Origin of the sequence: Paenibacillus baekrokdamisoli (genome assembly GCF_003945345.1) — a bacterium.
Classification (GTDB): domain Bacteria; phylum Bacillota; class Bacilli; order Paenibacillales; family Paenibacillaceae; genus Paenibacillus_Z; species Paenibacillus_Z baekrokdamisoli.
The window spans coordinates 6,653,772-6,679,194 of sequence record NZ_AP019308.1; the positions used below are offsets into that span (position 1 = coordinate 6,653,772).

Annotated in this window: 25 protein-coding genes; 17 read left to right on the forward strand and 8 right to left on the reverse strand. The window is 45.0% G+C overall.

The window, feature by feature from the left end:
- Positions 1 to 125: 125 nt before the first annotated feature.
- From EKN16_RS29320 to EKN16_RS29350, 7 genes are all read left to right on the forward strand, one after another.
- Positions 126 to 2,012 (forward strand): sensor histidine kinase, encoded by a 1,887-nt coding sequence (locus tag EKN16_RS29320; RefSeq protein WP_125664855.1) that lies wholly within the window; start codon positions 126 to 128, stop codon positions 2,010 to 2,012.
- Positions 1,990 to 3,627, forward strand: a complete 1,638-nt coding sequence (locus tag EKN16_RS29325) for a response regulator (RefSeq protein WP_125664857.1) — start codon at positions 1,990 to 1,992, stop codon at positions 3,625 to 3,627. The genes EKN16_RS29320 and EKN16_RS29325 overlap by 23 nt, the downstream gene beginning before the upstream one ends.
- 94 nt (positions 3,628 to 3,721) lie before the next feature.
- Complete coding sequence (locus tag EKN16_RS29330) at positions 3,722 to 5,158, forward strand: extracellular solute-binding protein (RefSeq protein ID WP_125664859.1); 1,437 nt, start codon at positions 3,722 to 3,724, stop codon at positions 5,156 to 5,158.
- A gap of 244 nt (positions 5,159 to 5,402) precedes the next feature.
- Positions 5,403 to 6,167 carry a carbohydrate ABC transporter permease gene (locus EKN16_RS29335; protein ID WP_232016072.1) on the forward strand — a complete coding sequence of 255 codons (765 nt, stop codon included), beginning with the start codon at positions 5,403 to 5,405 and terminating at the stop codon, positions 6,165 to 6,167.
- Between the two features lie 23 nt (positions 6,168 to 6,190).
- Positions 6,191 to 7,528 (forward strand): carbohydrate ABC transporter permease, encoded by a 1,338-nt coding sequence (locus EKN16_RS29340; protein WP_125664863.1) that lies wholly within the window; start codon positions 6,191 to 6,193, stop codon positions 7,526 to 7,528.
- A 19-nt stretch (positions 7,529 to 7,547) separates the two neighbouring features.
- Entirely contained in the window at positions 7,548 to 8,606 is a 1,059-nt protein-coding gene (locus EKN16_RS29345) for a Gfo/Idh/MocA family protein (RefSeq protein ID WP_125664865.1), read from the forward strand.
- Positions 8,607 to 8,682: 76 nt separating this feature from the next.
- Positions 8,683 to 9,564, forward strand: a complete 882-nt coding sequence (locus EKN16_RS29350) for a sugar phosphate isomerase/epimerase family protein (protein WP_125664867.1) — start codon at positions 8,683 to 8,685, stop codon at positions 9,562 to 9,564.
- Positions 9,565 to 9,676: 112 nt separating this feature from the next.
- On the opposite strand, the gene EKN16_RS29355 is transcribed toward EKN16_RS29350, so the two are convergent.
- Positions 9,677 to 10,435 (reverse strand): stalk domain-containing protein, encoded by a 759-nt coding sequence (locus EKN16_RS29355; protein ID WP_164523043.1) that lies wholly within the window; start codon positions 10,433 to 10,435, stop codon positions 9,677 to 9,679.
- 205 nt (positions 10,436 to 10,640) lie between these two features.
- Here EKN16_RS29355 and EKN16_RS29360 point away from each other — a divergent pair, with 205 nt between their 5' ends.
- A complete protein-coding gene (locus tag EKN16_RS29360; RefSeq protein WP_232016073.1) occupies positions 10,641 to 11,648 on the forward strand; it encodes a sugar phosphate isomerase/epimerase family protein in 1,008 nt (335 codons plus the stop codon).
- 180 nt (positions 11,649 to 11,828) lie between these two features.
- On the opposite strand, the gene EKN16_RS29365 is transcribed toward EKN16_RS29360, so the two are convergent.
- A complete protein-coding gene (locus EKN16_RS29365) occupies positions 11,829 to 12,008 on the reverse strand; it encodes an NUDIX hydrolase (protein WP_232016074.1) in 180 nt (59 codons plus the stop codon).
- A gap of 314 nt (positions 12,009 to 12,322) precedes the next feature.
- On the opposite strand from EKN16_RS29365, the gene EKN16_RS32540 reads away from it, so the two are divergent.
- The 3 genes from EKN16_RS32540 to EKN16_RS29375 all read left to right on the forward strand — a co-directional run bounded on the left by EKN16_RS32540 (position 12,323) and on the right by EKN16_RS29375 (position 13,938).
- Positions 12,323 to 12,478, forward strand: coding sequence for a hypothetical protein (locus EKN16_RS32540; protein ID WP_164522603.1), 156 nt, complete (start codon positions 12,323 to 12,325; stop codon positions 12,476 to 12,478).
- A gap of 143 nt (positions 12,479 to 12,621) precedes the next feature.
- Complete coding sequence (locus tag EKN16_RS29370) at positions 12,622 to 13,209, forward strand: TetR/AcrR family transcriptional regulator (protein ID WP_125664871.1); 588 nt, start codon at positions 12,622 to 12,624, stop codon at positions 13,207 to 13,209.
- An 87-nt stretch (positions 13,210 to 13,296) separates the two neighbouring features.
- On the forward strand, positions 13,297 to 13,938 hold the full coding sequence (locus EKN16_RS29375; RefSeq protein WP_125664873.1) for a DUF2306 domain-containing protein: 642 nt from the start codon (positions 13,297 to 13,299) through the stop codon (positions 13,936 to 13,938).
- 51 nt (positions 13,939 to 13,989) lie between these two features.
- On the opposite strand, the gene EKN16_RS29380 is transcribed toward EKN16_RS29375, so the two are convergent.
- On the reverse strand, positions 13,990 to 14,301 hold the full coding sequence (locus tag EKN16_RS29380; protein ID WP_125664875.1) for a hypothetical protein: 312 nt from the start codon (positions 14,299 to 14,301) through the stop codon (positions 13,990 to 13,992).
- A gap of 247 nt (positions 14,302 to 14,548) precedes the next feature.
- On the opposite strand from EKN16_RS29380, the gene EKN16_RS33595 reads away from it, so the two are divergent.
- Positions 14,549 to 14,674 carry a helix-turn-helix transcriptional regulator gene (locus EKN16_RS33595; protein ID WP_260182919.1) on the forward strand — a complete coding sequence of 42 codons (126 nt, stop codon included), beginning with the start codon at positions 14,549 to 14,551 and terminating at the stop codon, positions 14,672 to 14,674.
- 79 nt (positions 14,675 to 14,753) lie between these two features.
- Here the strand turns inward: EKN16_RS33595 and EKN16_RS29385 are convergent, their stop codons facing one another.
- Positions 14,754 to 15,884: a CobW family GTP-binding protein gene (locus tag EKN16_RS29385; protein WP_125664876.1), complete on the reverse strand. Its 1,131-nt coding sequence runs from the start codon at positions 15,882 to 15,884 to the stop codon at positions 14,754 to 14,756.
- A 207-nt stretch (positions 15,885 to 16,091) separates the two neighbouring features.
- On the opposite strand from EKN16_RS29385, the gene EKN16_RS29390 reads away from it, so the two are divergent.
- Positions 16,092 to 17,279 (forward strand): CobW family GTP-binding protein, encoded by a 1,188-nt coding sequence (locus EKN16_RS29390; RefSeq protein WP_331852355.1) that lies wholly within the window; start codon positions 16,092 to 16,094, stop codon positions 17,277 to 17,279.
- Positions 17,280 to 17,459: 180 nt separating this feature from the next.
- On the opposite strand, the gene EKN16_RS29395 is transcribed toward EKN16_RS29390, so the two are convergent.
- On the reverse strand, positions 17,460 to 17,885 hold the full coding sequence (locus tag EKN16_RS29395) for a VOC family protein (protein WP_125664878.1): 426 nt from the start codon (positions 17,883 to 17,885) through the stop codon (positions 17,460 to 17,462).
- Positions 17,886 to 18,064: 179 nt separating this feature from the next.
- Here EKN16_RS29395 and EKN16_RS29400 point away from each other — a divergent pair, with 179 nt between their 5' ends.
- From EKN16_RS29400 to EKN16_RS29420, 4 genes are all read left to right on the forward strand, one after another.
- On the forward strand, positions 18,065 to 19,012 hold the full coding sequence (locus EKN16_RS29400; RefSeq protein WP_125664880.1) for a helix-turn-helix transcriptional regulator: 948 nt from the start codon (positions 18,065 to 18,067) through the stop codon (positions 19,010 to 19,012).
- Positions 19,013 to 19,097: 85 nt separating this feature from the next.
- Positions 19,098 to 20,162 carry a Gfo/Idh/MocA family protein gene (locus EKN16_RS29405; RefSeq protein WP_125664882.1) on the forward strand — a complete coding sequence of 355 codons (1,065 nt, stop codon included), beginning with the start codon at positions 19,098 to 19,100 and terminating at the stop codon, positions 20,160 to 20,162.
- A gap of 525 nt (positions 20,163 to 20,687) precedes the next feature.
- The gene (locus EKN16_RS29415) at positions 20,688 to 21,113 is read left to right on the forward strand and encodes an SRPBCC family protein (RefSeq protein ID WP_125664884.1); all 426 of its coding nucleotides are present in this window, start codon (positions 20,688 to 20,690) and stop codon (positions 21,111 to 21,113) included.
- Complete coding sequence (locus EKN16_RS29420; protein WP_125664886.1) at positions 21,114 to 21,443, forward strand: ArsR/SmtB family transcription factor; 330 nt, start codon at positions 21,114 to 21,116, stop codon at positions 21,441 to 21,443.
- Between the two features lie 149 nt (positions 21,444 to 21,592).
- On the opposite strand, the gene EKN16_RS29425 is transcribed toward EKN16_RS29420, so the two are convergent.
- The 3 genes from EKN16_RS29425 to EKN16_RS29435 all read right to left on the reverse strand — a co-directional run bounded on the left by EKN16_RS29425 (position 21,593) and on the right by EKN16_RS29435 (position 25,363).
- Entirely contained in the window at positions 21,593 to 22,675 is a 1,083-nt protein-coding gene (locus tag EKN16_RS29425) for an undecaprenyldiphospho-muramoylpentapeptide beta-N-acetylglucosaminyltransferase (protein ID WP_125664888.1), read from the reverse strand.
- Positions 22,676 to 22,964: 289 nt separating this feature from the next.
- The gene (locus EKN16_RS29430; protein WP_125664890.1) at positions 22,965 to 23,645 is read right to left on the reverse strand and encodes a TIGR00266 family protein; all 681 of its coding nucleotides are present in this window, start codon (positions 23,643 to 23,645) and stop codon (positions 22,965 to 22,967) included.
- Positions 23,646 to 23,845: 200 nt separating this feature from the next.
- The gene (locus EKN16_RS29435; RefSeq protein ID WP_232016076.1) at positions 23,846 to 25,363 is read right to left on the reverse strand and encodes an MDR family MFS transporter; all 1,518 of its coding nucleotides are present in this window, start codon (positions 25,361 to 25,363) and stop codon (positions 23,846 to 23,848) included.
- Positions 25,364 to 25,423: the final 60 nt, after the last annotated feature.

Sequence of the window (25,423 nt, forward strand, 5' to 3'; positions counted from 1 at the left end):
GTAACGCAGTTTGAAAATAGCTGGACAACAGAAACAAATTATGACAAGGTAGGTGAAACCTTCATTTACCAGGGGAAAAAGAACTAGAATAGTAGAGAATATTTGTCGTAAAAGGAGAGATTCTGTTGTTCAATAAATGGCGATCCATTGTGAACCCGTGGAGATGGATCCAGAATAGTTTTAAGGCTAAGCTGATCCTCTCCTTCTTTGGAGTTGCCTATTTGGCCATATTTATTACAGGTATGATCTATTACCACCAGATGTCTGAGAGTGTGGAGAGAAATACACTGACCAATGTAGAAAAGCTGGCAGATCAGACGGTAGAGCGGCTCGAATTGCAAATGGGCAACATCCAGAACGAGGTCTGGGGATTTTTTACAGATTCCGTGCTGCAGCAATTTCTCGAAAGGATGTCGGAGGACACTACGAAAAGGACGCTCTATCAATCTAAGATCCATATGACGAGGCTAAGAAATGCTCAAATTTCTATAATCGCGATTTATGATAAGCTCGGCAATCAATTGAATAGTGGAGAGAGAAATGCCATTGATTATAGCGGAATACGAAATAACGTTGATTATGAGAGTTTGATTGAACAGGAAAAGGCGGCCGTATTTCATCTGGCGAGTCAGGACGATAGTACCCCGCAGTGGCGTGTGGCACGATCGGTACCGGAAGACTTACTTGAGCCGGAATACACGCTTAGTTACATTCAGCCGCTTAAAAAATTGAATACTTACAGCCAGAAGCTGGTCGGTGTGATGCGTGTTGATTTGCGTGGGAAGGTGTTGAAAAAGGCGCTCTCTGATATGAATCCGACAGGTATGCATAATTTCAACATCGTAGACGGCAAGAGAAATATCATCGTAAGCGAAGACGAACGAAGGATCGGACAAAATATTCTGAAGGACCCTATGTTCTTGCAAACTGTTTTTCAAGGAATGAAGGGATACAGTAAAACTACCATTAATGGCCAGCAATACGTGACGGTATACCGAAAATTTAGTAACCACGAGATGATGCTTGTTGGTAAAATACCGCTCAACACGATATTGGCGGAAGTGAAACAAGTACGCAATTATGCAGTTACGATCGGTTTGATAAGCTTATTTGTTGCCATGTTAGCAGCCTATTTTATTTCAAACAAAATGACAAAGCCGATTCATAAACTCCGCCAGCATATGAAACAGGTGGAAATGGGTAATTTCAACGTTTCAGTACCGATCCAATCCTATGATGAAATCGGTTTTCTCGGTGTCAGCTTCAATCGGATGATAAGGGAAATCGACAGTTTGGTAGAGAAAAATTATGAAGCCGAGCTGCTCAAAAAGGATGCCGAATGGATTGCTTTGCAGGCCCAAATTAACCCCCATTTTTTGTACAATGCGCTCGGTACGATCGATGCGATCGCTGCGATCGATGGTAATGAACAAATCAGTTTTATTAGTCAGTCGCTCGGGGGGATGTTCCGCTACAATATTAGCGGTGGACAATACGCCACTCTGCGGGAAGAGGTTCATCAGGTACGGCTTTATTTGTCAATCCAGCAAATCCGTTATGAAGATCGTTTCACGTATACATTTGATATTGAACCGGACTTGGAGCAAATCAAACTTCCTAAGCTTATTTTACAACCCATTATCGAAAACACATTCAAACACGGTATAGAACAATTACGACGAGGAGGAATGATTACCATTATGGCCAAATCGTTGGACAGAGAATGGGTGTTTATTCAAATCAGTGACAATGGGGCTGGAATCGAGAGGGAGCATTTGCAAACGATCAAGGATATGATGCGAAATGAGTACAAAAACGAACAGAAGCAGCAGATGAACAGAGATCGCGTATCCATCGGCTTGAATAATGTAAATCAGAGATTAAGACTGTTCTGCAATGAAAAATCCGGATTAACGATACATAGTGAGCCCGGAGTCGGAACCTCCGTCTCTTTCATTGTGCCGATAAAATTGCAGAGAGGTGAAGAAGATGTTGAAAGTGCTCATCGTTGACGACGAACCATTGATGAGAAAAGGGATTTTCTCCAAAATCAATTGGCAAGCCATGCAGTTGGAGTTCATCGGGGACGCGGTGGACGGAGAGGATGCATTGGAACAAATCCAAACGGGAAGACCGAACATCGTGTTGACCGATATTCGCATGCCCGTGATCGACGGTTTAACTTTGATCGAAAGGACAAAGCAAATCGATCCTAATATCCAATTCGTTGTCATTAGCGGATATGACGACTTTCAATATGCGCGTAAAGCCATGCAATTCGGTGTGGTTCATTATTTGTTGAAGCCAGTAAATGCAAATGAATTACAGCAAGTATTGGAGAAAATGAAAGAGCATTTCCTGGCCAAAGATGGTGAGCAGGATTATCGCAGCTTGCTGCTCAGGCACTACGAAGCGAACAAGACGTCGGAGAAAGAGCGAATGTTAACGTGGCGAATCCAGGAAGAGGCGCATGAACTGCATCATCACGAAGATCTAGTGCAAATCGATCGATTGCAAGCATCGGGCTGTGCAGTATTTGTTTTCCGCATCCGACCGTTTTCATTTCCGCATAAAGGCTTCCAAGCAGAGGATGAACAATTGATATGGTTCGGCGTTAAAAATATTGTAGAGCAATTGCTCACTCAGTCTGGCAATAGCAGCATTGTATTCAGACATGCCTATCATTCTGACGAGATAATAGCAATTGTGCCAATCGGGGCAAGTGTGAAATGGACGAGCTATCAGCGTTTAGCTAATGATGCGCTTGACAGTTTACGCCAGTATTTGCAAATGGAAGCTGCGGTTGGCATCAGCAAGCCAAACGCCTCCGGTACAGGTTTGAAATATGCATACGAACAAGCCTGGATGGCGGTACGAGGTGAAGTTTTGCATGGGACCGGGAAAGTATACGAATACGCGGCCCTTCATTTCTCAGATCCTAAAGAGCGAATCGGCGTAACGGCAATCATTACCGCGGATCAGGAAAGATTGATCTCCGCTTTTCTGCAAAGCAAAGACGAAGAGCAAATCTATCAATGGCTTGAGCAGCAGTATCAATACTTATGCAATTTGCCGCATGCGGGATATTTAGAATTTGAACAGCTCTCCCTGCAATTGTACGCATTGCTCAGGAAATGTTTAAGTGAATATATCGATCCGAGTGAAATCATTCTGAACGAAAAACAACATTTTCTGACCATGCTGTTGTCCTGTCGATCATGGCGAACTGGTGTGGATGCGCTCTTTCAAACGGCACGTACCGTCATGTTATCCATACCTGATGCAAAGGCGGCTACGAACGATGATGTGATTAATGAAGTGAAACATTACATCGATCATCATTATTATGAAAATATTACACTATCGTGGGTCGCGGACCATTATTTCATTCATCCTAACTATTTCTGCAAGCTATTTAAACTCCGATGTGGTGAAAATTTCAATAATTACATTACGAAAGTACGATTGAATCATGCGATCCGTCTGATGTCCAACGCCGATTTAAGACTGGCGCAAATTGCCGGCATTGTCGGTTATGACAGCCAGGCTTATTTTAGCAGCGTATTTCGAAAAATGTACGGTGTATCTCCCAAAAAATACCGCGAGGAAACAATCGGATCATGTTAATAAAACGAAAGTCGGTTGTTAAGATAACGTATTCTTTCTCCGGACAGAACCCTTTATGATCAACATGTAAACAAATACGAAGGAGGAAAAGGGGATGCACAAAAGATTGAGAACTAGTGGAAAATGGCTCAGCATCTTGATGGTCATTGCAATGCTGGTCATTACGGCAGCATGCGGTAAGGGGAATGATCCAAAAAGCAGTACGGAAGGCGAGTCGGGAACCCCGCAGAAAACAAACAATGCGGCAGGAAGTACGACGGAAGAGAACGTGGCCAACAATGAACCAGTAGAAATAACAGTTTGGGATAAAACGAAGCCGGACGATATATTAAAGCCGGTTTATGATGAAATCTTCGCTGAATTCGACGCGAAATATCCCAATATTAAAGTGAAACACGAGGTTCAGCCGACAGGGACGAACGACCGAGAAGTGTTCGTTACTTCGATGGCTGGTGGGAACGGACCGGATGCATACGCCGCAGCCTATTTCCCAATCATCGGCGACTGGGTCAAACAGGGCTTTGCCCTAGATCTGACATCGCAATGGCAGTCTTACGCCGATAAGGATCAGTATCTTCCTACGGCAATGGCAGCAGGTACGATTGACGGCAAAGTATACGGCATTCCGAACAATATGTATACGATGGGGCTCATGTACAACAAGAAATTGTTTAAAGCAGCGGGATTGGACCCTGATAAAGCACCTGCAAACTGGGATGAATTCGTCGATTACGCAAAAAAATTGACGGATCCAGGCAAAAACCAATACGGCTATGCATTACTTGGCATGGACTGGGCCGATTGGTGGTTCGAATATTATGTATGGCAAGCGGGTGGAGACCTGACAACTAAAAATGCAGACGGTACGGTAACATTGGACTTTAGTAAACAACCGACTGTAACCGCGCTGCAATTTTATAAAGATTTGAAGTGGAAATATAAAGCCGTACAGAAAAATATCGTTCAAGATATCGGGGATAACCAGAAAGACTTCTTCCTTGGACGCGTTGGAATGATTTTGTCTGCATCTGACTGGTTTATGGGTGCGGTACAAGGGGGAATGGACTTAAACGAGGTCGGTTTTTCACCGTTCCCAGTTGGTCCTTCAGGTAAAGCTCCTTCGCAAACCGGCGGATCATACTGGATTATTAATCCTACTGTGCCTAAGGAAAGACAGGATGCGGCTTTTACTTATGTAGCGTTCAGAAATTCTAAAGAGTCGACAGAAAAAATGTTGAAATTCCAATCTGACAATGGAGTATTGCCGAATTTGCTTTCCGTCCGCAAAGATGTGGATGCATCACAATTTTCGAAAAATGTCCCGGCTGATCTAGTGACCAGCGTTGTCAAAACAGCGGAAAACGTGCAGCTTGAATACTTCTTGAAAGAACGCCTTGGCAGCTATGTCGTGAAGGCGATACAAAAAGTATTGATTGATGAGAAAGCCGATCCGCTAACTGAATTGAAGGCGGCTGAGGTATTGGCACAAAGGGAAGTCGTCGATCCATACAACAAGGAAATTAAAAAATAAAGAGTAGTAGTCGAATAGGTTCCTCAGGATTTGCGACGGGCAGGCAACCCATGCTGTTTAAAGCAGTTCCTGAGGAATTTTAATAACGGAGGTCATCTATCTGGACATACCGATACAATCAAACGTACCGCTGCGGCCGACACCTCGTCGCCGAAAAATTCGCTGGATAGCTATTCTTTTTTTAACGCCTGCTGTTGTTTCGTTTCTGATATTTAAATACATTCCGCTGTTGCAAGCGGTGTACATGAGCTTTTTTGATTACAATCTGATGGATCCGCCCGGTCGTTTTGTTGGGCTCGGCAACTATTTATTATTGTATCAATCATCGGACTTCTGGACCGCGTTTGGAAATACCCTTATTTTCGGTGCGCTTTTTGTCGGATTAACGTTTTGGGTTCCGATCGTTCAAGCCCTTTTCCTGAATGAAATTCATCGAAGCAATGCAGTGTTCCGGTTTCTTTATTTGCTTCCTGCGGCCGTTCCGAGTGTGGCGGGTTTCGTGCTTTGGAAGTGGATGTACAACCCCGATTATGGACTGCTCAATGAGTGGCTGAACTGGATCGGTCTTGGTCCATATAACTGGTTAAGTGATCCGTCAATTGCCAAATTAGCAATTGTAATCCCGAGCATGCTGGGAGGCGGGATCAACGTGCTCATCTACTATTCTGCCATGCGGAGCATACCCGAAGAAGTTATTGAGGCAGCCAAAATTGATGGAGCGAATCCATGGCAGCGAATCCTCAAAATTATTTTCCCAGGGCTTCGATTTATTATCGGCATTCAGTTCATAGCGTTCTTAGCAGGGGTGTTCCTTACATTCGAACCGATGTACATTATGACGGGTGGCGGACCGGTGAACAGCACGCGTGTGCTTACGATGCTCGTTTATGAATATGCGTTCAAATCGTATCGATTTGGTTTGGCGGGTGCAATTTCGTTAATTATGTTTCTGCTCATTGCGGTGATCACGTTAGTTCAGCTTCGGTTATCGAAAGACCAGACCGAATAGAGGAGGAAAGGAGAAGCAGCAGCATGAAATCCAACCGAATTCGAGAAAAAGGCGCGGTCAGCTTAAAGGTAACAGCTTATATCATTACGATCGTATTTATAGCTGTAAGTTTGATTCCGCTAGCTTGGATGCTCAGTTCGTCTCTTAAAGATGGGAAGTCCATCTATTCACTTCCCCCGAAATGGATTCCTTCTATTCCACAAACCGTTTCCATTATGATCGACTACAGCGGTAATACTGCAGGCGATGATAAGTCGTTTTATGAGCTAGAAGCTGCCAAAGCGACTTGGTTTACATGGAGAAAGTTTCAAAATGAAGCGATCGGCGAAATGCACATTATCGGTACGAAGGATGGAAAGAAAATATTCGAGGCGACAACGCCTTCTTATCTGTTTACAGCCGGGAAGCCAAAGGTTGTACCTGCTCAGGTATTTACCGATGAGATGATGAAGTTGAAGCTTCAGACCATACGCGATAGCCGATATACCAAATACACCGAGTATGCAGGTGGTGTTTCCTTGGATAAGGCGGAAGAACAGATCGTACGGGAAGGTTCTGTATCCGAACTATCGACGGGAAATCAAATGACTCAAATTGCTGGATTCCTAAAGGAGTCCACATTTATGAAAGGTTCGCTCCAGGCGATCAAGCAAACGGACAACTGGGCGCGATTATTCGACAATTACAGAGTGATTTGGAAGACAAGGGGAGGCGACTCTGGAGTCGGTTTGCTTACTTATATCGGCAACAGCTTATTCGTTACAACCGCTACGATTTTGCTCCATATTATGATCGGCGGCATGGCCTCTTATGCTCTTTCCAGACTTGTTAGTAAGAAGTGGGGAATCGTTTTAACAATGTTTTTTGTTGCCACCATCATGATTCCCGAAATTGCTGTTTTGGTGCCGTTGTATTTGACGATTGTCAAGCTAGGGCTGGTGGATACGCTTTGGGGCATTATTTTACCGCATTCCGCATGGGGAATTATTATCTTTTTATTCAAAGGATTTTTCGATCAGCTGCCGGGGGAACTGCTGCAGGCTGCCCGTATTGATGGATCTTCGGAATATCGCATTTATTTTACGATGATTATTCCATTGTCATTGCCGATTTTCACCACCGTTAGCGTGATGTCGTTCATGGGTACATGGAATGAGTTTTTGTGGCCGCTTGTCGTGGCGCGCAAAGAAGAGGTTTGGACGCTTACAGTTGCACTAAACGATTTTACGAATAATCAGGCAATGGGTCCCCAGATCGTGATGTCGACATTGATGATCGCAACGATTCCGTTGCTTATCGTTTTCGCCAGCTGCCAGAAGCTTATCGAGCGTGGGGTAGCGTGGACAGGGGTTAAAGGCTAGATCGAAGGAGAGAGAACGAATGAAGAAGCTAAAGGTTGCGGTTATTGGAGCAGGGTCGATATCAGATGAACATTTAAAATCGTATCAAAATCATCCGGATGTTGAAATTTATGCGGTATGTGATCTAAACGAGGAACGCGCTAAACGCAAAGGTGCGCAATACGGAGCTTCTAAGATATATGTCAGTTATCAAGAGCTGCTGGCGGATAAGGAAATTGATGCAGTTAGTGTTTGTACATGGAATCTATCTCACGCTGAAATCAGCATAGCTGCGCTCGACGCTGGAAAGCATGTGCTTGTGGAAAAGCCTCTTTGCAAAACAGTTGAGCAAGCATTGCTTATGCAAGATGCAGTGAAGCGAAGCGGCAAATTGCTGCAGGTCGGTTTTGTCCGTCGGTATGATGCTAATGTGCAAATGCTGCGTTCCTTTAGTGAAAAGGGTGATTTTGGTGAGATCTATTATGCCAAGGCTTCCTCGATACGTCGATTAGGCAATCCAGGCGGATGGTTTGCGGATGTTGAACGCTCAGGTGGCGGACCTCTGATTGATATAGGTGTACACATGATTGACCTTTGTTGGTATATGATGGGCAGACCTAAGGTGAAATCGGTAAGCGGCAACACCTACCGCAAGCTTGGTAATCGTGCACATATTCAGAATCTTTCTTACTATAAGGCAGCAGATTGGGACCCCAACTTAAATACGGTTGAAGATCTGGCAAACGCATTGATTCGTTTTGAGAATGGTGCTTCCTTGTTTGTTGATGTTAGCTTCTCCCTACACATCAAAGAGGATGAAGGATCCGTGAAATTGTATGGGGATAAAGGCGGCTATGTCATTGATCCTTCGATTAGCATAACAACGGAAAACCATAACACGATTGTAAGTATAGTGCCTCAAGTCGATCATCAAGGCTTTCACGGCGATTCTGCCTTTCAGAATGAAATCAACCATTTTGTAAGCTGTGTCCAAACGGGACGACAGCCTTTAAGTCCAGTTGAAGATGGAGTGGAAATGATGAAAATCCTCTGTGGTATTTATGAGTCTGCTGCTATGGGTAAAGAGGTTTATTTATAAAAATTCGGCATTAGCGCATTAAGCTTGTCACGGGCATGAGAATATTGATACTTCCATTCAAAAGGAGGCATAGTTTATGATAATTGTTCCTAATAAGATTGGCGTGATTGTGGACAGCTTTCGAGTGGGTGTGCGAGAAGGCTTAGTAAAGGCAAAAGAAGTGGGTGCCGATGGGGTACAGATTTATGCGGGTTCAGGTGCATTTGGACCGGATAATCTTTCTCAAGCAGCTCGCAAAGAATGGAAATCATATATTGCATCTCTTGGGTTAGAGATTTCCGCATTAGTCGGCGATTTAGGTGGTCACGGCTTTCAGGATAAGCGAGCTAATGTAGAGAAAATCGCGAAGTCGAAGCAAATTTTAGATTTAGCCGTAGAGCTTGGTGTAAATGTAGTCACAACGCATATCGGTGTAGTGCCTGAGGATAAGAACGGTGAGATTTATGAAGCTATGCATACAGCTTGCGATGAGCTGAGTACTTATGCCAAAAGCATGAATGCCTATTTCGCCATTGAAACAGGACCAGAGACTGCTATTACCTTAAAAGGCTTCCTCGATGGACTCAGCTCAAAAGGCGTTTCTGTTAATTTCGATCCCGCCAACATGGTCATGGTTACGGGTGACGACCCTGCCCAAGGTGTGCATGCACTACGTGACTACATCGTTCATACACATGCTAAGGATGGGGTACGACTTCGTGAAGTTGATCCGCGTCAGGTATATGGTTCACTTGGCTACAAGCCCCTCGATCATGAGACAATGGCGGAGGCTGCTGAGTCAGGCGATTCCTTTCGTGAGGTTCCCCTCGGTGAAGGCAGCGTAGATTGGGACGCATACTTGCAGGCATTGGTTGATATTGGCTATAAGGGATATTTAACCATTGAGCGTGAGGTGGGAACAAATCCCGAAGTGGATATTACGAAAGCGGTACAATTCTTGAAAAAATATAGAGGTTAAAGTGATTCGTACGAGAGCTTCTAGAAGAGGTCTATCTCGGCTTAAATATTGAATGAAGCTCATCCCAAGTAATCGGGGATGAGCTTCATTCAGAAAAAGACCCCGAAGGGTCTCATTTAAAGCTAAAGATTAACTCTTTGTATTCTTCATACCCAGCCCATGCTACTTTTCTTTGTTTATCTATTATATCCCAAGCTAATGCGATCTCTGATGACTGTAATTTGTAATCAGCATCGTTTTTACTTTTGCTATATCTATCAATAGCAGCTAAAGCATTTTTGTAATGATCTAAGGCAAGCTTGTATTGGCTTGCTAATTGATCAAAATCAGAAGTGAGGTCATTTGAATCGAGATCTACATTAACATCTTTTGAATCAGAAACCAATGTGTTATAGAGATTTTGATCGGTTACTAGGTCGCCTTTTGCACCGGATAAAAGGGTGTTTTCTCCGGTTCCTGAAACAGCATAATCCATCGCACTAGATACTGTACGATGTAAATATTGAAGATCAGACCCAAACTCATCCCATTTAACATAGATATCTGAAGCGCTTGTATACAATTGCAACCAACTTACAGGAATTTCACGTATAGCAGCTTCATCTAGTGATTTAGAGGGTGCAATATCTACAGTTTTATTTTTACCATCCCAAGTTGCTGTAATTCCAGCTTGTGATAATAGATACAAAGGCACCATCGTTCTGCCATTATAACTAATAGCTGGAACGTCTGTCACTTTCGTTTGCTTACCCCCGACAGTTAATCGAATAATATCATTACCTTTGTATGTACCCCACAAACTCGCTGCACTTACCACGCCAGATAGAGCGACTAATCCAGCTATTGTTAAACCAATGACCTTCTTCTTCACTTTAAACACTCCCCAATAGTATTGAATGCCTACCTGCCAATTATTACATAAATAATACTTATCTATCAATGTAATTAAATTCTAGAATATGCTACTTTCTTAGTAGGGAGCATAGGGTCTACTAATCTATAAAATCCAGGTGTCGTCGGAGATCCTCTGCTGGACGCCTTTTTTAGTATGCAGCAGGATTATGAGAGTTTTTAGCATGATTGATCCTTCAAACCTTCTTCATGCGCCTCTATACTTTAAGGAGGATGAAGATCCAAATGATAATCAGGCGACAATGGAGGTTTTCGAGATCAATCAATCATGGCGAAGGATCCCTCAGGAGCAGCAGCAGAAATTTCAATCCGAAGGATATTCGGTTGTTAAAGATTCTCGTTTGGAGGTTCAGATTTCGTGGTGGACAATGACTGGCTTAGGTACGGAAGGCCGGGAATGGAGTTTGGAAGAGCGGTTCGAACAAATTAGCAAAGCCGGATTTGATGGCATTAATGGCTTTCTTCCAGCCCCAGAGGAAGCCGCACAGTGGAGGGAATTGCTGAAGCAATATCATTTATCGTTCAGTGTTAATGCGTATCCGACGAGCATCTCAGATATGGCACAGTTTCTCGAAAGGGTACAAACGTACGGGGATGTTCAATTCGTGAATGCTCAAGTTTTAACTCCTTTTCTTATCGACGGACCTGCAGAGCAGCTCATTCGGGGGATAACCAAATTGTCTTGGGAGACTGGGATTCCAATCTTCATCGAAACGCACCGAGGTACATTTACGCAGGATTTGTTAAGGACGGTAGCTTACGTTGAACATGTAGAGGATTTGCAGTTGACTATCGATTTCTCTCATTATGTTGTTGCTGGTGAAATGCATACGATAACGGATGAGGCAGAGCGTCTCTTGCAGAAGCTGCTAACCCGAACGTCATGCATTCATGCCCGGGTCTCTAACGGGGAACAAATCCAAGTGGATATAGGAGATGCAGGCCAACATCCCATATTCGAGCATTACAAGCGCTGGTGGCATAGTGGCATGCGGAACTGGATGAAATCGGCAAGCCGAGATGCCATTTTTCCATTTGTATGTGAATTGGGGCCACCTTCCTATGCCATCACGATGAATGAATTTGACGGTCGGCACCAAGAAATCAGTGATAGATGGAAACAGTCCTTGTTATTTGCAAAAGTGGCTCGTGAGTTATGGCAGCAGCTGTAGCGACATAAATAAGCCCTTATAATACGCGATGAGGCTCCCAGACGGAACGCCCATGACTTGCCTTCTGGTGAGATGTGGGCGTTCCGTTCAGGTATAGGGGACATCGTGAAAATTATGCTGATTCCTCCCGATATAGATTCAACATTGGGGTAGTAAAAGAATCGAATTTCTCATTGTCGTCTAAGTCAATCCATGCAATTTCAACGTTTCTTCTTTTACTTCTCTGAGACAAGCCTGTTCTGGGGTTTCGTTCTCTTCAATGCCACCACCTGGGAAATTCCAAACGATATCCCCTCGTTGGACAAACTGCTTGACCATTAAGACACTATTACCTTGAACGATTATTCCTTGAGCAATCATTGGTCGACCTCCCGTTGAAGCGGTAGCTTTCCCCGCGTATAGTCTCCCAGCCTATGGAATCCAATACCATGTAAGGTTTAGGATCAGTTACATGAAATCCGAAAGATGAAGGTGTAAGCATCGATAATCTCCTAGTCTATTTAGCCAGATCGTTAGATAAATAGAGGTTAACATCCGAAGGAGAGATACGCCAGCACATTCATTTCGAAATAAGAAAAGGTCAATAAAACACGAATGATATTCAATATGTTCCGATTGTAGACCATGGACCGTCAAGCATGTCCACTGCTTCTTTCTAATAAGGGGCGCTTTATTTGGTCTATGCAAAACCAGCCTTGGCGAACGGGATGCCTCCAGGTGTGATTATGATCGATGATAACTGGCATGAGCCTAACGGAACCTGGAATGTTAGATTCCCTATTAAAGAAGCTCTTTTACAGGAAATCAGCTTCTTTGATAGGGGCATTTGAGTCGGTTTGTCTATTGGACGGGGTGTGTTTATCCGATTTTCTGGCTCGGTTGATGAATTCCCAGGCTTGCTGCTCGTTGACAGAAATATACAGCGTATGCTATTGTTTAATTAAACACCGTTCAAAAAAGGAGGAACTTCCCCATGTCACCAAGGAAAGCTGTCGAGCATGAGTTGAGCAGAGAGAGGATTCTTGAAGCTGCAAGGGAGCAGTTCGTGCAGCACGGTTACCGCGATGTATCTATGCGCGGCATTGCGAAGGAGCTCGGCTATTCGCCAGGATCGCTCTATTACCACTTTCGGGAGAAGGCTGAGCTGTTCAGTGCAATGACGGCTGAGGATTTTCACCAGCTGGATGGCCTGCTTGAAGAAGCGGTAAGCATATCGACAAATCCCGGACGTGATCGGCTAGAGCTGATCTTTCTGTCTTTTATCCGATTCGGTCTTGAGAACAAACGATCATTCGAGCTGATGTTTCTGATTCAGGAACCTGGACTCGACTGTTACACGACGCAATCGAAGATGGGCAGTTATGAGAAATTCTCCACCACAGTGAACGAATCGCTGCAAGTGACCAACGCGGCCCGCGCAAACGACTTCGAATTGATCTGGGTACTGTTTCTGTCTCTTCATGGTTTCGTCAGCTTTTATATTCACAGCGCCCAATCATTTGAAGACATTGCCAAGCTTGCTAACTTGCATGTTCAATTGCTGCTGCGTGGACTGGAGTAATTTTTTTATTCTTTAATTGAACGGTGATCAATTAAATGTAGTAAGCGAAGATTATCATCAACAATACAGAGGAGAGTGGGATTTGTTATGGGAATAAAAATCATTCGAGCACTCGTTTTTATTTTTGCATTTTCGATTGCGGGATATGTCATTGTTCAGTACGGGGTATTTCGTGCTAGTGATGCTGGACTCGTCGCTTTCAAACTGCAAAAACCAGATTTTCACCTAGCACCATGGGTGTATGTGTTGTATGCGCATATTGTGACGGCCATGTTAGCTCTAATCATTGGACCATTCCAGATTTTCCTGAAGCAATCGAAGGCTAGGGTACGTCAGCACAGACTGCTAGGCTATGTCTATATTATCTCTATAACAGTGAGTGGAATTGTGAGTCTGTATTTATCCCTTTTTGCGACAGGCGGTTGGATCGCTGGACTTGGCTTCTTCGGGTTAGATGTATTGTGGGTAGCAACCACATGGATCGCCTTGCGTAAAATTATGGTCAAAGATATCCAAGCTCATAAAGCATGGATGCTTCGCAGTTATGCGCTAACCTTTGCAGCTGTAACGCTTAGAATCTGGTTAGCGCCCCTTGCTCTGCTTTTTGGCGATTTTGAGGCTGGATATCGGGTTGTAGCTTGGTTGTGCTGGGTTCCTAATCTGCTTATCATCGAAATAGTGATTCGTGCGAGGGCTTCTAAGAAGAAAGCTCCCTCAGCTTCGTTGTAAGTTTATAAGTAGTCAACCACTACTATTGTGTTACAAAGACATTTTTCCTTTTCATTCGATGTGATTGGATGGTTTATCTTTGGCAAGCTGCTGCTTAAGCGCCGCTGTTTTAGTAACGAACTGCTTGGATAGATCAGCCTGTACGCGATTGATCGTTTTAATTTCTTCGTTCAGCTTGTTTATTCGGCTCATTTTGCTGCTCAGATCACTAGGTGAGCTGCTTAATTTAATATCTCTTTGTAATTGATTTATTTTAGCAAGCGCTTTTTCTTTTTTATTCTTTTCATTCGTACTTTGACTTTGTATATCTGCTAACTCTCTGTTTAATCGACTGATAATAGATTTAGTAAAACTTATAGCCATGCGGACACCTCGTAATCGTATAGTGTAGCTGAGACCCTATTCTACTACAAATCCCTCATTCATGCGAGAAATGTAAGGACTCGTCTAAGATTATCGTCTCCATGCTGCGAATCTCAATTGGATGAATGAGTACCCATACTGTTGTATGAAGGAGAGAAAGCCGATGAAAGTAGCCGTCATTTATGAAGAAACCCGTGAGAACGGGAATACAGAGATACTAACGGAGCGAGTGACACAGGGATAGACGTTGATAACATATGACATCAGCGAACAGGTCGGCTTTGAGAACCCGAAGCAGTTCGTTAGGGTGTTCCGGGAGATGGAAGGGATCTCGGCAATGGAATACCGCATGAAGCAGGCGGCGTACCTGTAAAATGGATGATAGTAGGCCTCGACTTCGCATGTTTAGCGAAGTCGAGGCCATTGTCATAAACCGGTGGATGGTTCGCGGGCTATTTCTTCGTGAACCTTTGCCACTCCTGCTCAAGCTGTGCGGCGTTCAAGTCAATACCAATCATAACGAAGTAAGGCCTTCCCTCGTATGTACACGGGGACCATTCCACTCGCTTCCCCGCCAGCTGGAACAGCAGCAGCTGATTGTTCGGACCGAAGGGCAAATATCCTTTCGCTCGCAAGCAGTTATTGCCCCGACCGGTGATGAAGCTCTCGAACAGGCGACGTGATAAGGTAGTGGATTCCTCTGGATATATGGCAACTGTTCGAATGCGAGAGAAGGAGCTTCCAGGGATCACCTGAGTACTAGCATGTTTCGTCGTCTTGCTCTGTGCCAGCTGCTGCCTGCCAGGGGACGTGTTCAAAGCCTCTTGATGGGAGCTGTGTTGCATAACAATCGCTTCCTGCTGCGGCTTGCCGGCAACTTTCACGGAAAGCTTAAGTGATTGGCCGATCGAAGAGGCTCCATGCTGGCGGCTGAATTCAAGCTGTTTGGTTTGCCTGCGGACAACACCGGTGAATGCAAGCGCGGGGTCGATGTCGCAACGGATGGCAGGCACAAGCAGGCAGTCGGGATTACGGTCTCTTACCATCTGTTCGACCTTTGCTTTCGTTCGATCTGAGATTAGATCCGATTTGTTTGCAATAACGGCATCAGCAACTTCGATTTGCCTTCGGAGTGTTCGTACAAGCTCACGGTCGGATGAGAAAATGCTATTATAATCAAGTGCATTCTCCGCATCGAGCACGGTAATGATTCGATGGAGTACTATTTTGCCGATAAGGGTTGGTTCTGTCATCGCCTCGGCAATTTCCTCTGGATTGGCGACGCCGGTTAGTTCAATGACTATGACATCCGGTCTCTGCAGGGCCAGTCGTTCAAGGCATGAAGCTAGCTCACTCTTCTTGCTGCAGCATAAGCAGCCTTCTGTAACACTCTCAATCATTTGATTGGCTGTGCTGCTGCTCACTAGTACGCCGTCCACATCAACTTTTCCGACCTCATTCATCAGCACTGATGTGCGAAATCCACTGTCATTGGCGTGCTTAAGCAGCCGAAGCAGCAGGGTGGTTTTGCCGCTGCCTAGAAAACCGCTTAACACGATTACTGGAATTACGGATTGTTCCATTGTACACACCACGCTCCTCTAAAGAACAAAGTATGAGAGCGAGCCATTAAACATGATTACTAAATGTGAAGTTTAATAAAAGGATGGCTGGGGACTGATTGCTAGGATGGAGTGAGTGACAGCAGCTGTGCAGCAGTTGTTTCCTGCTCTGTTAACTTTGTAATAATTACGATATAATACAGGGAGAATAAACGGTTTAAGGGGACGATGAATACCATGACTGAATCTAATCCATCACAAGAAATGATCGATAATGAAGAACGGACCATACCCGTGCACCTCCTGTCTGGCTTTCTTGGGAGCGGCAAGACTACCTTACTTAACCATCTGATCGACTATTATAAAGCCTTGAACGTGAAGACAGCGGTTGTCATGAATGAACTGGGCGATGTGAATTTAGATGGTCAATTCATTGATAGTGATATACCGATGGCAGAGATGCTGAGCGGCTGTATCTGCTGTACCATACGAGGAGATCTAAGTATGGAGCTGAAGGAGCTAATTGAGGAGCATAATCCGGATGTTGTACTCATTGAATCAACAGGTGCAGCTAACCCGATGGAAATTATGGATGCCATAACCGAGACAGCGCTTCTAATCCGTGTAGATTTGCGAGTAATTGCTACCGTTGTGGATGGCCCTGAGCTGCTGGAGCGCAGTAAGAAGGGCGGACGTACGTTCAAGCTGATGCAGGATCAAATTCGCTGTGCGACGGATCTTATTGTCAACAAAGCGGATAAGCTGAACCCGGAGGATCTTATCAACGTCCAGCAGATTGTGCGGGAGTTGAATGCATTCGCTCCGCTGACGGTCACGGTACGATGCTTAACGGAACTAAGTGTATTCGATCTTGATCGTGACGCTGGAAGAGCGCGTTTGGTGGATAATGGACATAAGCATGAACCTGAGAAGCATAATGAACACGGAAATAAGGATGACAATAAGCAGTATGCTGATGATTCACATGACCACGCTCATGACCACGCTCATGACCACGCCCATGACCATGCCCATGACCATGCACATGATCATCATATTTGCGGAGCGAACTGCAATCATGATCATAACCGTGCTCATGATCATGATGACCATGAGCATAAAGACGGAGCCCCCTATGTATCGCATGAGCATGTTATGACGTTAACGCATTATTTGCCTGCAGCTATCGATAGTCATGAGTTTGAAGCACTGATTAGACGATTACCAAAGGAAGTATATCGGGCGAAAGGGATCGTTACGTTCACCGATACGAACAGCCGATTTTTATTTCAATACGCTTATGGCGAGGTGGAGTTTATTCGCATTACGCCACAAGCGAAGGTGAATGATGTAGCCGTGTTTATCGGCGAGCATTTTTCGAAGGAAGTCTTGCTGCAAGAGCTCAAACAATTATGAATAATTGATTCTTTTATCAAAGAAAGATGAACGGCTCTATTCGCAGATGATGCGAATAGAGCCGTTTTTTGGTGTTGTTCCACAGAAGCCAAATCGGCTTCCATGCAGATAATTGATCGAATATTAGAGTTGCTAATACGGCACGCAGGACCAAGAGCGAGCGGTAATACCCGACAAATACTAGTGCTGCCTATTAGTGAAAATATGGAAGCATACCCCGAACTTGTCCGTTACCATACCATAAGCAGGACTGAAATAAGTTTCTTGCAGTGGTGAATTTACCTGACCGCTTTGACTCAAAGCTTCATAAATTTGTTTTGCTTCTTCCTTTTCATTCGTCGTTATACAGATGGTTACTTGATTTCCCCTTTGATGGGGTTGGCCTGGGATAATATCGGAAACCATGATTTCCATATCGCCGACTTTTAACAAGGAGTGTGCTACAAGATCCTTCACATTTGCTGGAATAGGGGATTCAGGGGTTTCCGGACCCTCTCCGATTGTTTGCATAAAGAGGATTCTCGCATCTAGAGATTCTTCATAAAATTGAATAGCTTCCTTTGCGTTTCCGTTCATCATAATCAAGGGGGTCAATTGGTAAGTCATGATTCAACAGCTCCTTAGGTTCTCAAATTTTGATAAATCGTAATGGTAGAGACTATCACTCAAGTCGAGGTTGACTACCTTCTTTCTCGCTAAGCCTGTAATTCCTCGACTTACTTCTAATTGTAGTTGATAATAGTGACAAGTGCTGTCACAAATATAAATAATAATGGAGTAAAGCGATGTCCAAAGCGAAACGACTCATGGAATTAATGATGGCTGTTAATCGAAAAAAGAAGTTTACAGTCAAGGAGCTTGCACGCGAGTTTGACGTGTCAACGAGGACGATATTAAGGGACTTGCAGGAATTGAGTGAGCTCGGGGTTCCCTTGTATTCGGAAGTTGGACCTCATGGCGGTTACCAGGTGCTGAAGGAAAGAATTCTGCCTCCTATCGCCTTTACCGAGGAAGAAGCCGTCGCCATATTTTTTGCATGCCATGCCCTTCGGCACTATTCATTCCTTCCCTTTGAAACGGAATCTTCTTCCGCATTGAGCAAATTTTATTACTATATGTCTGGAGACGTAAGGGATCGTATCGATCAAATGAAGAATCGGGTTGATTTTGTTACGCCGAGAAGACAAGCGCAATTTCCTTATTTATCGATCTTGCTCGACGGGGCCATTTACCAAAAAATCATTCTCATCGATTATGAATCGCGAGAAGGGAAATCAAGTCGCCAAATACAACCGATTGGTCTCTATGCAAGCAGCGGCTTATGGTATTGTCCCGCCTATTGTTTTCAAAGAGAGGATTATCGGGTATTCCGATGTGACAGAATTCATTCAGCTACTTATGATCCTTCCACATCGAAACCGAGGGATCTTCGGCATATTCATCTTGGGAATAGGGAATCGGTAATCAAGCTAGAGCAAGAGCATGTCAGTCTTTATGTGGAATTGAGCCAAGAAGGGGTTCAGAAATGTGAGGCTGAATTATGGTCGGTGCCAAGTCTGCATATTCGCAATAATGGTACTGGTTGGCTTGAGGGCAATATTCCCAGCAGTGACCTTCCGTTTTTTGCAAAGTTTTTCATTGGCCTCGGAAATGAAGCGACGGTGAAACATCCACAAGAACTGGTGGAAGGTATGAAACGGATTCTTGCCGAGATTATGGCTAAATATGAGTAGTCAAAACGATAGAAGGAATAACGAGAAGAAAGTGCGAAGTTTAAAGGTATCCATTTTATTTAACTATTGAAAGTGAGGGTGTACGATGAGAGAAGTGAAAATTGGTATTATTGGACTCGGAGGCATGGCCCGCTACCATATTGAACAATTTGGGAAGGTGCAGGGCCTTCGAATTATTGCTTTATGTGATGTCAGTACGCAAGCACTTCAAGAAATAGGAGACCAGCTTGGCATTGATGAAGCGAGGCGATACCAATCATCTGAAGCCCTTATCGCGGATTCGGAAGTGGACGGAGTGGTCTCGGTCACGCCGAACAATGCTCATGCGGGAATCTTAAAAGCATGCATCGCAGCAGGTAAGCCCCTGTATGCGGAGAAGCCGCTTACACGAACCTATGAGGAAGCAGTTGAAGTACTGGAGCTATACCAACGTAATCCAATTCCGTGCATCATCAATTTCTCCTACCGGAACGGGGCAGCATTCCAATATGTGAAACAGCTTGTCCAAGGTGGGAAGGTAGGCCGTGTGAATCATATCTTCGTCCAATATTTACAAGAGTGGGGAGCCCCGCCATCACGTACCCCCTTCGTATGGCGTTTTGATGAAAGCATCACGGGCACGGGGACGTTAGGTGATCTAGGCTCGCATATGATTGACTTGTCGCAATATGTGCTTGGGGAGCGGATCAGTGAGCTGCAGGCGATGCTTACTACGATTATACCGGAGAGACCTGATCCGTTGACCGGCTTGCCTGTAAAGGTGAATGTCGATGATTTTGCTTGCTTCAATGCAAGATTCTCAAACGGCACGGTTGGTGTATTCCAGACGTCTCGTAATGCCATCGGCAGTGGTAATCAGCATGAGCTGACCATTTACGGTGATGCAGGGACGCTGCATGTCAGCACACTGAACGACAAACAGCTAATCTGGACATATGCGAAGGACGGTGAACCAGGTACTGTGACAGAGACAATCGAAGTGCCAAGTGAACATGCACTGAATCCTTGGCAATCCTTCACAGATCTCATTAGCGGCAAGGAGTCAGCTGAGTTCGCTTCGCTTGAGGATGGTTTTAACAATCAAGCGGTGCTCGAAGCCGTTCTTCGTGCTAGTAAGAGCGGTACGGTTGTGTCTGTTGCTTCTTTATAGATAATCGTTATGCAAAAAGGAAGGACCTGATCGCAGACTTTCAATCTGCTTCAGGTCCTTCTATATGTTCGTTATAGGGAGACTTTTACTCGCTCATTGCTTAAGAGTCAAAGGCAGATAAATGTGAATCATTGTGCGTAGAAGTCCGCTGCGCGGACGGATCATTCTTACGATCGCTGTTGTCTCCCTATTTCTTGATTCTATCCCTAAGGGGTAGAAATACGGAGACAAAGGCGAACGCTATCGCTTCTTCAGAACGATTCCGTCCGCTTCGCTAGGTACTTCGTGATGGCAAGCACTGATTATGGTTCAGAGCCTAAAAATTCAATTATTTTTTGCCACGTCTTACATCTATTATTGTTTGACATGAAACTAAAAGGTGTCATATAATAAAGCGAAACCAATAGGGTTCATATTTGACCTGTGAGCAATGTCGCGGTTGATGACAAATGGTCAGCACTGCGGTTTCGGCATCAAGATAAAATTAAAATGAAGTCCAACAAATAATGAGGAGGCAATTACATCATGGAAGAAACAACAGAACAATCATTGCCGGATATTCGGCATACCTTGGTACTGCAAGCACCGATAAGCAAAGTGTGGGAAGCCGTATCAACATCAGAGGGCATAGCGGCCTGGTTCATGCCTAATGATTTTCAGCCTATTGAGGGTCATGAGTTTGAGATTAATGCGGGCCCCTTTGGAATGTCGCCTTGTAAGGTCATCGAGATTACCCCCCAAACTAGGATGGCATTTGAATGGGGCAAGGATTGGAAGATTACCTGCGAATTAGTCGATCAGGATGGTAAAACAGAGTTTACGCTAATTCATTCCGGTTGGAATGCCGATACCATTACTGAATTCGGACAACCCCATACGATTGTTCGCGGCTTCATGGATCAAGGCTGGAATGGTATTATCAATGCGCTTCGCACCTATGTCGAGGCCTAAATGGCGGAGCCTTTAGTCAAGCATGATGTCTTCCAAGCTATCGCAGATCCGACAAGACGACAAGTATTGAAGCTGCTCGTCGATCATGAAATGCCGGTCAATGTGATCAGCAGCCACTTTCCGATGAGTCGAACTGCAGTTTCCAAGCATTTGCGCATACTGGCTGCTGCTGGACTTGTTAAAGAACGCAAGGTCGGACGCGAGACGCGCTATCGGCTGGAGCCGGAGCCGCTTCAGGATCTACAGCGGTGGCTCGATTTCTATTCTCGCTTTTGGGAGAATAAGCTGACTGCGCTTCAACGTTATGTGGAGCTAGGTGAGGAGAGCTAACCTCCTCATATAGATCCAATCCCTAATAACATGTATGAAAACAATTTAAAGCCTCTCTATGCTGTGTAACAATCCAGCATGGGGAGGCTTTAAATCGATAACAGACATGAACTGATGATAGACGCTGTATTGGATAATCGCACCTATCTTCATTGCTTAGAAGTATTATGTATCAGAGCGATCAATTTGTTCATCGCATCTCCACTTTCGGCGCGCTTCATTTTCTCTTTTATTTGGCCTCTTTGGGAGAAAACCGTATGCAAAGCTTGTAAGAAATTGTCGTCGTTCATCTCTTCCTCAAGCAAAACCTCGCAATAACCAGCCTGCTGGAATATCTGAGCATTCAGAATTTGATCGCCGCGGCTAGATGCCTTCGAGAGCGGAATGAGCAGCATCGGCTTATGCAGCGCAAGAAATTCGAAGATCGAATTGGAGCCAGCCCTCGAAATGACAAGATCTGTACAAGCCAACACATCGGCCAGCTCATCATGAATGTATTCGAATTGGATGTATCCAGGGATATGAATGGAGCCATCCAGCTGACCTTTGCCGCAAATGTGGATGATTTGATACGTATCGGCTAACTTGGAAGCATGGCGGCGAACCATCTGATTGATTGTACTCGCCCCCAAGCTTCCACCCATAATGAGCAGGACTGGCTTGCCAGGTGTGAATTTGCACCTGTTCAATCCGCGTGAAGCACGGCCCTGTCGAAGCTCATTTCTTAGAATAGGCCCAATGTGGACAGCCTTGTCGCCTTTAATTGTTTGGGCGGTTTGTTCGAAGGTTACACAGACCGCTTGAGCGAACGGAATGGCAATTCGATTCGCCAGTCCCGGTGTCAAATCCGATTCATGAATGAGAATGGGGATGCTATTCATCCAAGCGGCCAGCACGACAGGAACGGAAACAAAGCCGCCCTTGGAGAAGAGGACGTCAGGCTTCAGCTTGCGAAGTATCCGATAGGCTTGATAGACACCCTTCATGACGCGGAATGGATCTTTCAAATTCTCCAGACTCTTATAACGTCTTAGCTTCCCAGTCGCGATGCCATAATAATCTACGCCTTCCATTCTGTCTACCAGCTGCGATTCAATGCCGCTCACAGAGCCGATGTAAGCTACCTTCCAGCCGTCACGAATGAACGATGGGATGATGGCTGCGTTCACCGTAACATGACCAGCGGACCCTCCGCCAGTGAACAAAATCCGCTTAGAACGATTGTCTTTCATAAATAACGATCCCCCTAAACAGTTACGAATCCCATGAATCTTATAACAATAGGTTAGCATAGACTGGGGCAAACTGATGCGGAATGCTGCAAAATATTTAACGACAAACTGCATCAAAGTTATTCTGAAGTCTTAAGGTCAGTCGAATATCCAGAGTAAACGTTAATTTTGTAGGGGATTCTTGATTACGAAAGAAAGGTTCACTCATCATCTGCATCAATAGAAGAAGCCATCGCCATAAGAGCAGCGATGGCTTCTTTCACTCGTGAGCCAACCACAGAATCAGCCTCTAGCCTCCGGTAGGAAGAAAGGATTTGATCCAGCTGCCGAAGCCCTTAGGATTGCGGCTTTGAATAAGAACGACTCCTTCTCCACGGAATCGGCATACGATTCCTTCTCCGCTCGTTAAGCTGGAGATCCAGCCAGAGGCTGCTTTCTCAATCTTGTAATCCATATAGTCTGGCCATGCAACCAGATGCCCGTTATCGATGACCATTTCTTCACCCGGTGCGAGATTGATCGCATGGATGGCGCCGAAGGAGGAGAGGAATACGGTACCGCTGCCGCTAATTTCGACGATGAAAAAGCCTTCACCAGATAGAAAACCTTTTGCTAGATTCTGCATCTTTGTATTAACCTGGATACCCTGCGTACCCGCGAGGAAGCCATCCTTTTGTACATACAGCTTGTACGATCCGTCAAGCTCGATCGCCTGGATATCGCCAACAGAGCCGGGAGCTAGCAGAACTTCTCCTTGTCCTCCGCCTGCAGTCAGTTCCTGAAAGAAAAATTTCTCTCCGCTGAGCATTCTTCCAAGTCCGCGAAGAATACCTCCATCAACAGAACCTCTAAGATTAATATTCGGCGTCATGGAAACCATTGCGCCACTCTCTGCTTTCACGCTTTCGCCTGAGCCCAGATTTACTTTGAGCATGGCAAAAGCCCCAGAGTATAGAATCTCGTATTTCATTGCGTCATCCTCCAAATTCCCTTCAAAGTAAGAAAGCGAGACTTCCTATAAGTATAGTATAGAGGGTGAGCAATCAAAATTATATATTTTTATGTATAACAGCTATTATTCGGAAAAAGGCACTAGAGCATCAAAAAGGTGACTTCTTAATGATCAGAAGTCACCTTTTCTAATGCCACTTGCGCGGAGGTTTCAAACATTTAATGGAGCGATGCGGCAGCTTGATCTGGCTCCGCTTTTTTAGTGAGCACTTCTTTTTTCAAAAACCAAGTGACGAAGAAGGCGGCGATAACGAAGAAAAGCGAGATGACGAATATGTTCTGGAACGCCTCTGCGAATACCGTTTGAATTTTAACAAGGAGATCAGGGGCAAGACCGGAAGGAATCCCTCCCGTTGCAATATTCTCAGCCTTGCCAGCGGGTAATTGATCAGCTAAATCAGCAACGCCGCTCTTGATTTGACGAGCGAGTAAGCTGCCGAAGATGCTGAGTCCGATCGTAGCGCCAAGCGCCTGGAATAATTGAACGGTACCGAGCGCAACACCGCTATGCTCTTTATCCACAGATTCTTGAACGATCAGGTTATCACCGCCGAACAACGCTCCAATACCAAGACCTAGAATGAAGAACGTTACGACGATGTAGAGAACGGTAGTGCCGATTCCAATCTGCGTGAGCAAGATGAAGCCGATTACCGGAAGAATGAAGCAGATGATAAAGAGGTTGCGGTAGGGAACTCTCGTGATGAGGAAGCCGTTTAATATACTCGATGGAATAGCTCCTGCCATGAAGGCCAGCGTCAGATACCCGGCAGCTGTTGGTGTCAGACCCATGACATTCTGAGCGAAGAAGGGGAAGGTGGCAATGCCGCCCATCAAGCCAAGCATTAAGATGAGTACAAGGATAGACAGCACAACGACATTACGATTACGGAACAAATGGAGTGGGATAATCGGTTCCTGAACCTTGGATTCAATCCATACGAACAAGGCAGTAAACAAGGCAGAGAGAACAAGCATGCCAATGATGATAGGCGAAGACCAGGATAATCCATTGTTATCAATCAATACAGGTGCAAGTAAAAGAGAGAGAAGCGCGAGTATAAGGGTGAGTGCCCCGATCCAGTCAATCTTTCGTTTCTCGCTGCTTCTGGACTCTCGCATGCCAATGGATAGTACCGAAGCGGCAATGATACCAATTGGAATATTAATAAGGAATACCCAGTGCCAATTCACATGTCCAACCAAATAACCGCCGACCGTGGGTCCCAGAAGCTGGGGAAGGATCATCATCGGACCGAATAAACTCTGAATCTTTGCTCGCTGCTCGAGTGGATACGTATCCCCGATAATGACCAGCGCAAGCGGCATAAGCCCCCCTGCACCAATGCCTTGTATACCCCGTCCGACTAACAGCATCGTCATAGAAGAAGCCATACCACTTACAATGGAGCCAACTATAAACAAGGCCATACAGCTTAGATAGACGCGTTTGCGTCCGTAGAGGTCTGCGAGCTTGCCTAAGATTGGCATGAACATCGTCACCGCAAGCATATAAATGCCCGCTACCCATCCATAGAGCGACAACCCGTGAAGCTCACGGATAATCGTCGGCATCGCTGTCGAGACAACCGTTTCGTCCAGCTCGGCGAAAATAAGACCGATCAGCAAACCGGTTAGAACGAGCTTCTTGTTGTTTTCTTTTTGCAAAATCATCATTTAACCTTCTCTCCTGTTCCATTTATAGATTCTGAAGTAAGCGTAATCGCCAATTATGAA

Coding starts and splice junctions, on each gene's coding strand:
- EKN16_RS29425 (WP_125664888.1), bottom strand. CDS start 22,675: ATGAAAGACAATCGTTCTAAGCGGATTTTGTTCACTGGCGGAGGGTCC.
- EKN16_RS29405 (WP_125664882.1), top strand. CDS start 19,098: ATGAGAGAAGTGAAAATTGGTATTATTGGACTCGGAGGCATGGCCCGC.
- EKN16_RS29420 (WP_125664886.1), top strand. CDS start 21,114: ATGGCGGAGCCTTTAGTCAAGCATGATGTCTTCCAAGCTATCGCAGAT.
- EKN16_RS29370 (WP_125664871.1), top strand. CDS start 12,622: ATGTCACCAAGGAAAGCTGTCGAGCATGAGTTGAGCAGAGAGAGGATT.
- EKN16_RS29400 (WP_125664880.1), top strand. CDS start 18,065: ATGTCCAAAGCGAAACGACTCATGGAATTAATGATGGCTGTTAATCGA.
- EKN16_RS29325 (WP_125664857.1), top strand. CDS start 1,990: ATGTTGAAAGTGCTCATCGTTGACGACGAACCATTGATGAGAAAAGGG.
- EKN16_RS29360 (WP_232016073.1), top strand. CDS start 10,641: ATGATTGATCCTTCAAACCTTCTTCATGCGCCTCTATACTTTAAGGAG.
- EKN16_RS29430 (WP_125664890.1), bottom strand. CDS start 23,645: ATGAAATACGAGATTCTATACTCTGGGGCTTTTGCCATGCTCAAAGTA.
- EKN16_RS29345 (WP_125664865.1), top strand. CDS start 7,548: ATGAAGAAGCTAAAGGTTGCGGTTATTGGAGCAGGGTCGATATCAGAT.
- EKN16_RS29330 (WP_125664859.1), top strand. CDS start 3,722: ATGCACAAAAGATTGAGAACTAGTGGAAAATGGCTCAGCATCTTGATG.
- EKN16_RS29395 (WP_125664878.1), bottom strand. CDS start 17,885: ATGACTTACCAATTGACCCCCTTGATTATGATGAACGGAAACGCAAAG.
- EKN16_RS29390 (WP_331852355.1), top strand. CDS start 16,092: ATGAATACCATGACTGAATCTAATCCATCACAAGAAATGATCGATAAT.
- EKN16_RS29350 (WP_125664867.1), top strand. CDS start 8,683: ATGATAATTGTTCCTAATAAGATTGGCGTGATTGTGGACAGCTTTCGA.
- EKN16_RS29415 (WP_125664884.1), top strand. CDS start 20,688: ATGGAAGAAACAACAGAACAATCATTGCCGGATATTCGGCATACCTTG.
- EKN16_RS29340 (WP_125664863.1), top strand. CDS start 6,191: ATGAAATCCAACCGAATTCGAGAAAAAGGCGCGGTCAGCTTAAAGGTA.
- EKN16_RS29335 (WP_232016072.1), top strand. CDS start 5,403: ATGAGCTTTTTTGATTACAATCTGATGGATCCGCCCGGTCGTTTTGTT.
- EKN16_RS29435 (WP_232016076.1), bottom strand. CDS start 25,363: ATGATGATTTTGCAAAAAGAAAACAACAAGAAGCTCGTTCTAACCGGT.
- EKN16_RS29380 (WP_125664875.1), bottom strand. CDS start 14,301: ATGGCTATAAGTTTTACTAAATCTATTATCAGTCGATTAAACAGAGAG.
- EKN16_RS29385 (WP_125664876.1), bottom strand. CDS start 15,884: ATGGAACAATCCGTAATTCCAGTAATCGTGTTAAGCGGTTTTCTAGGC.
- EKN16_RS29375 (WP_125664873.1), top strand. CDS start 13,297: ATGGGAATAAAAATCATTCGAGCACTCGTTTTTATTTTTGCATTTTCG.
- EKN16_RS29365 (WP_232016074.1), bottom strand. CDS start 12,008: ATGATTGCTCAAGGAATAATCGTTCAAGGTAATAGTGTCTTAATGGTC.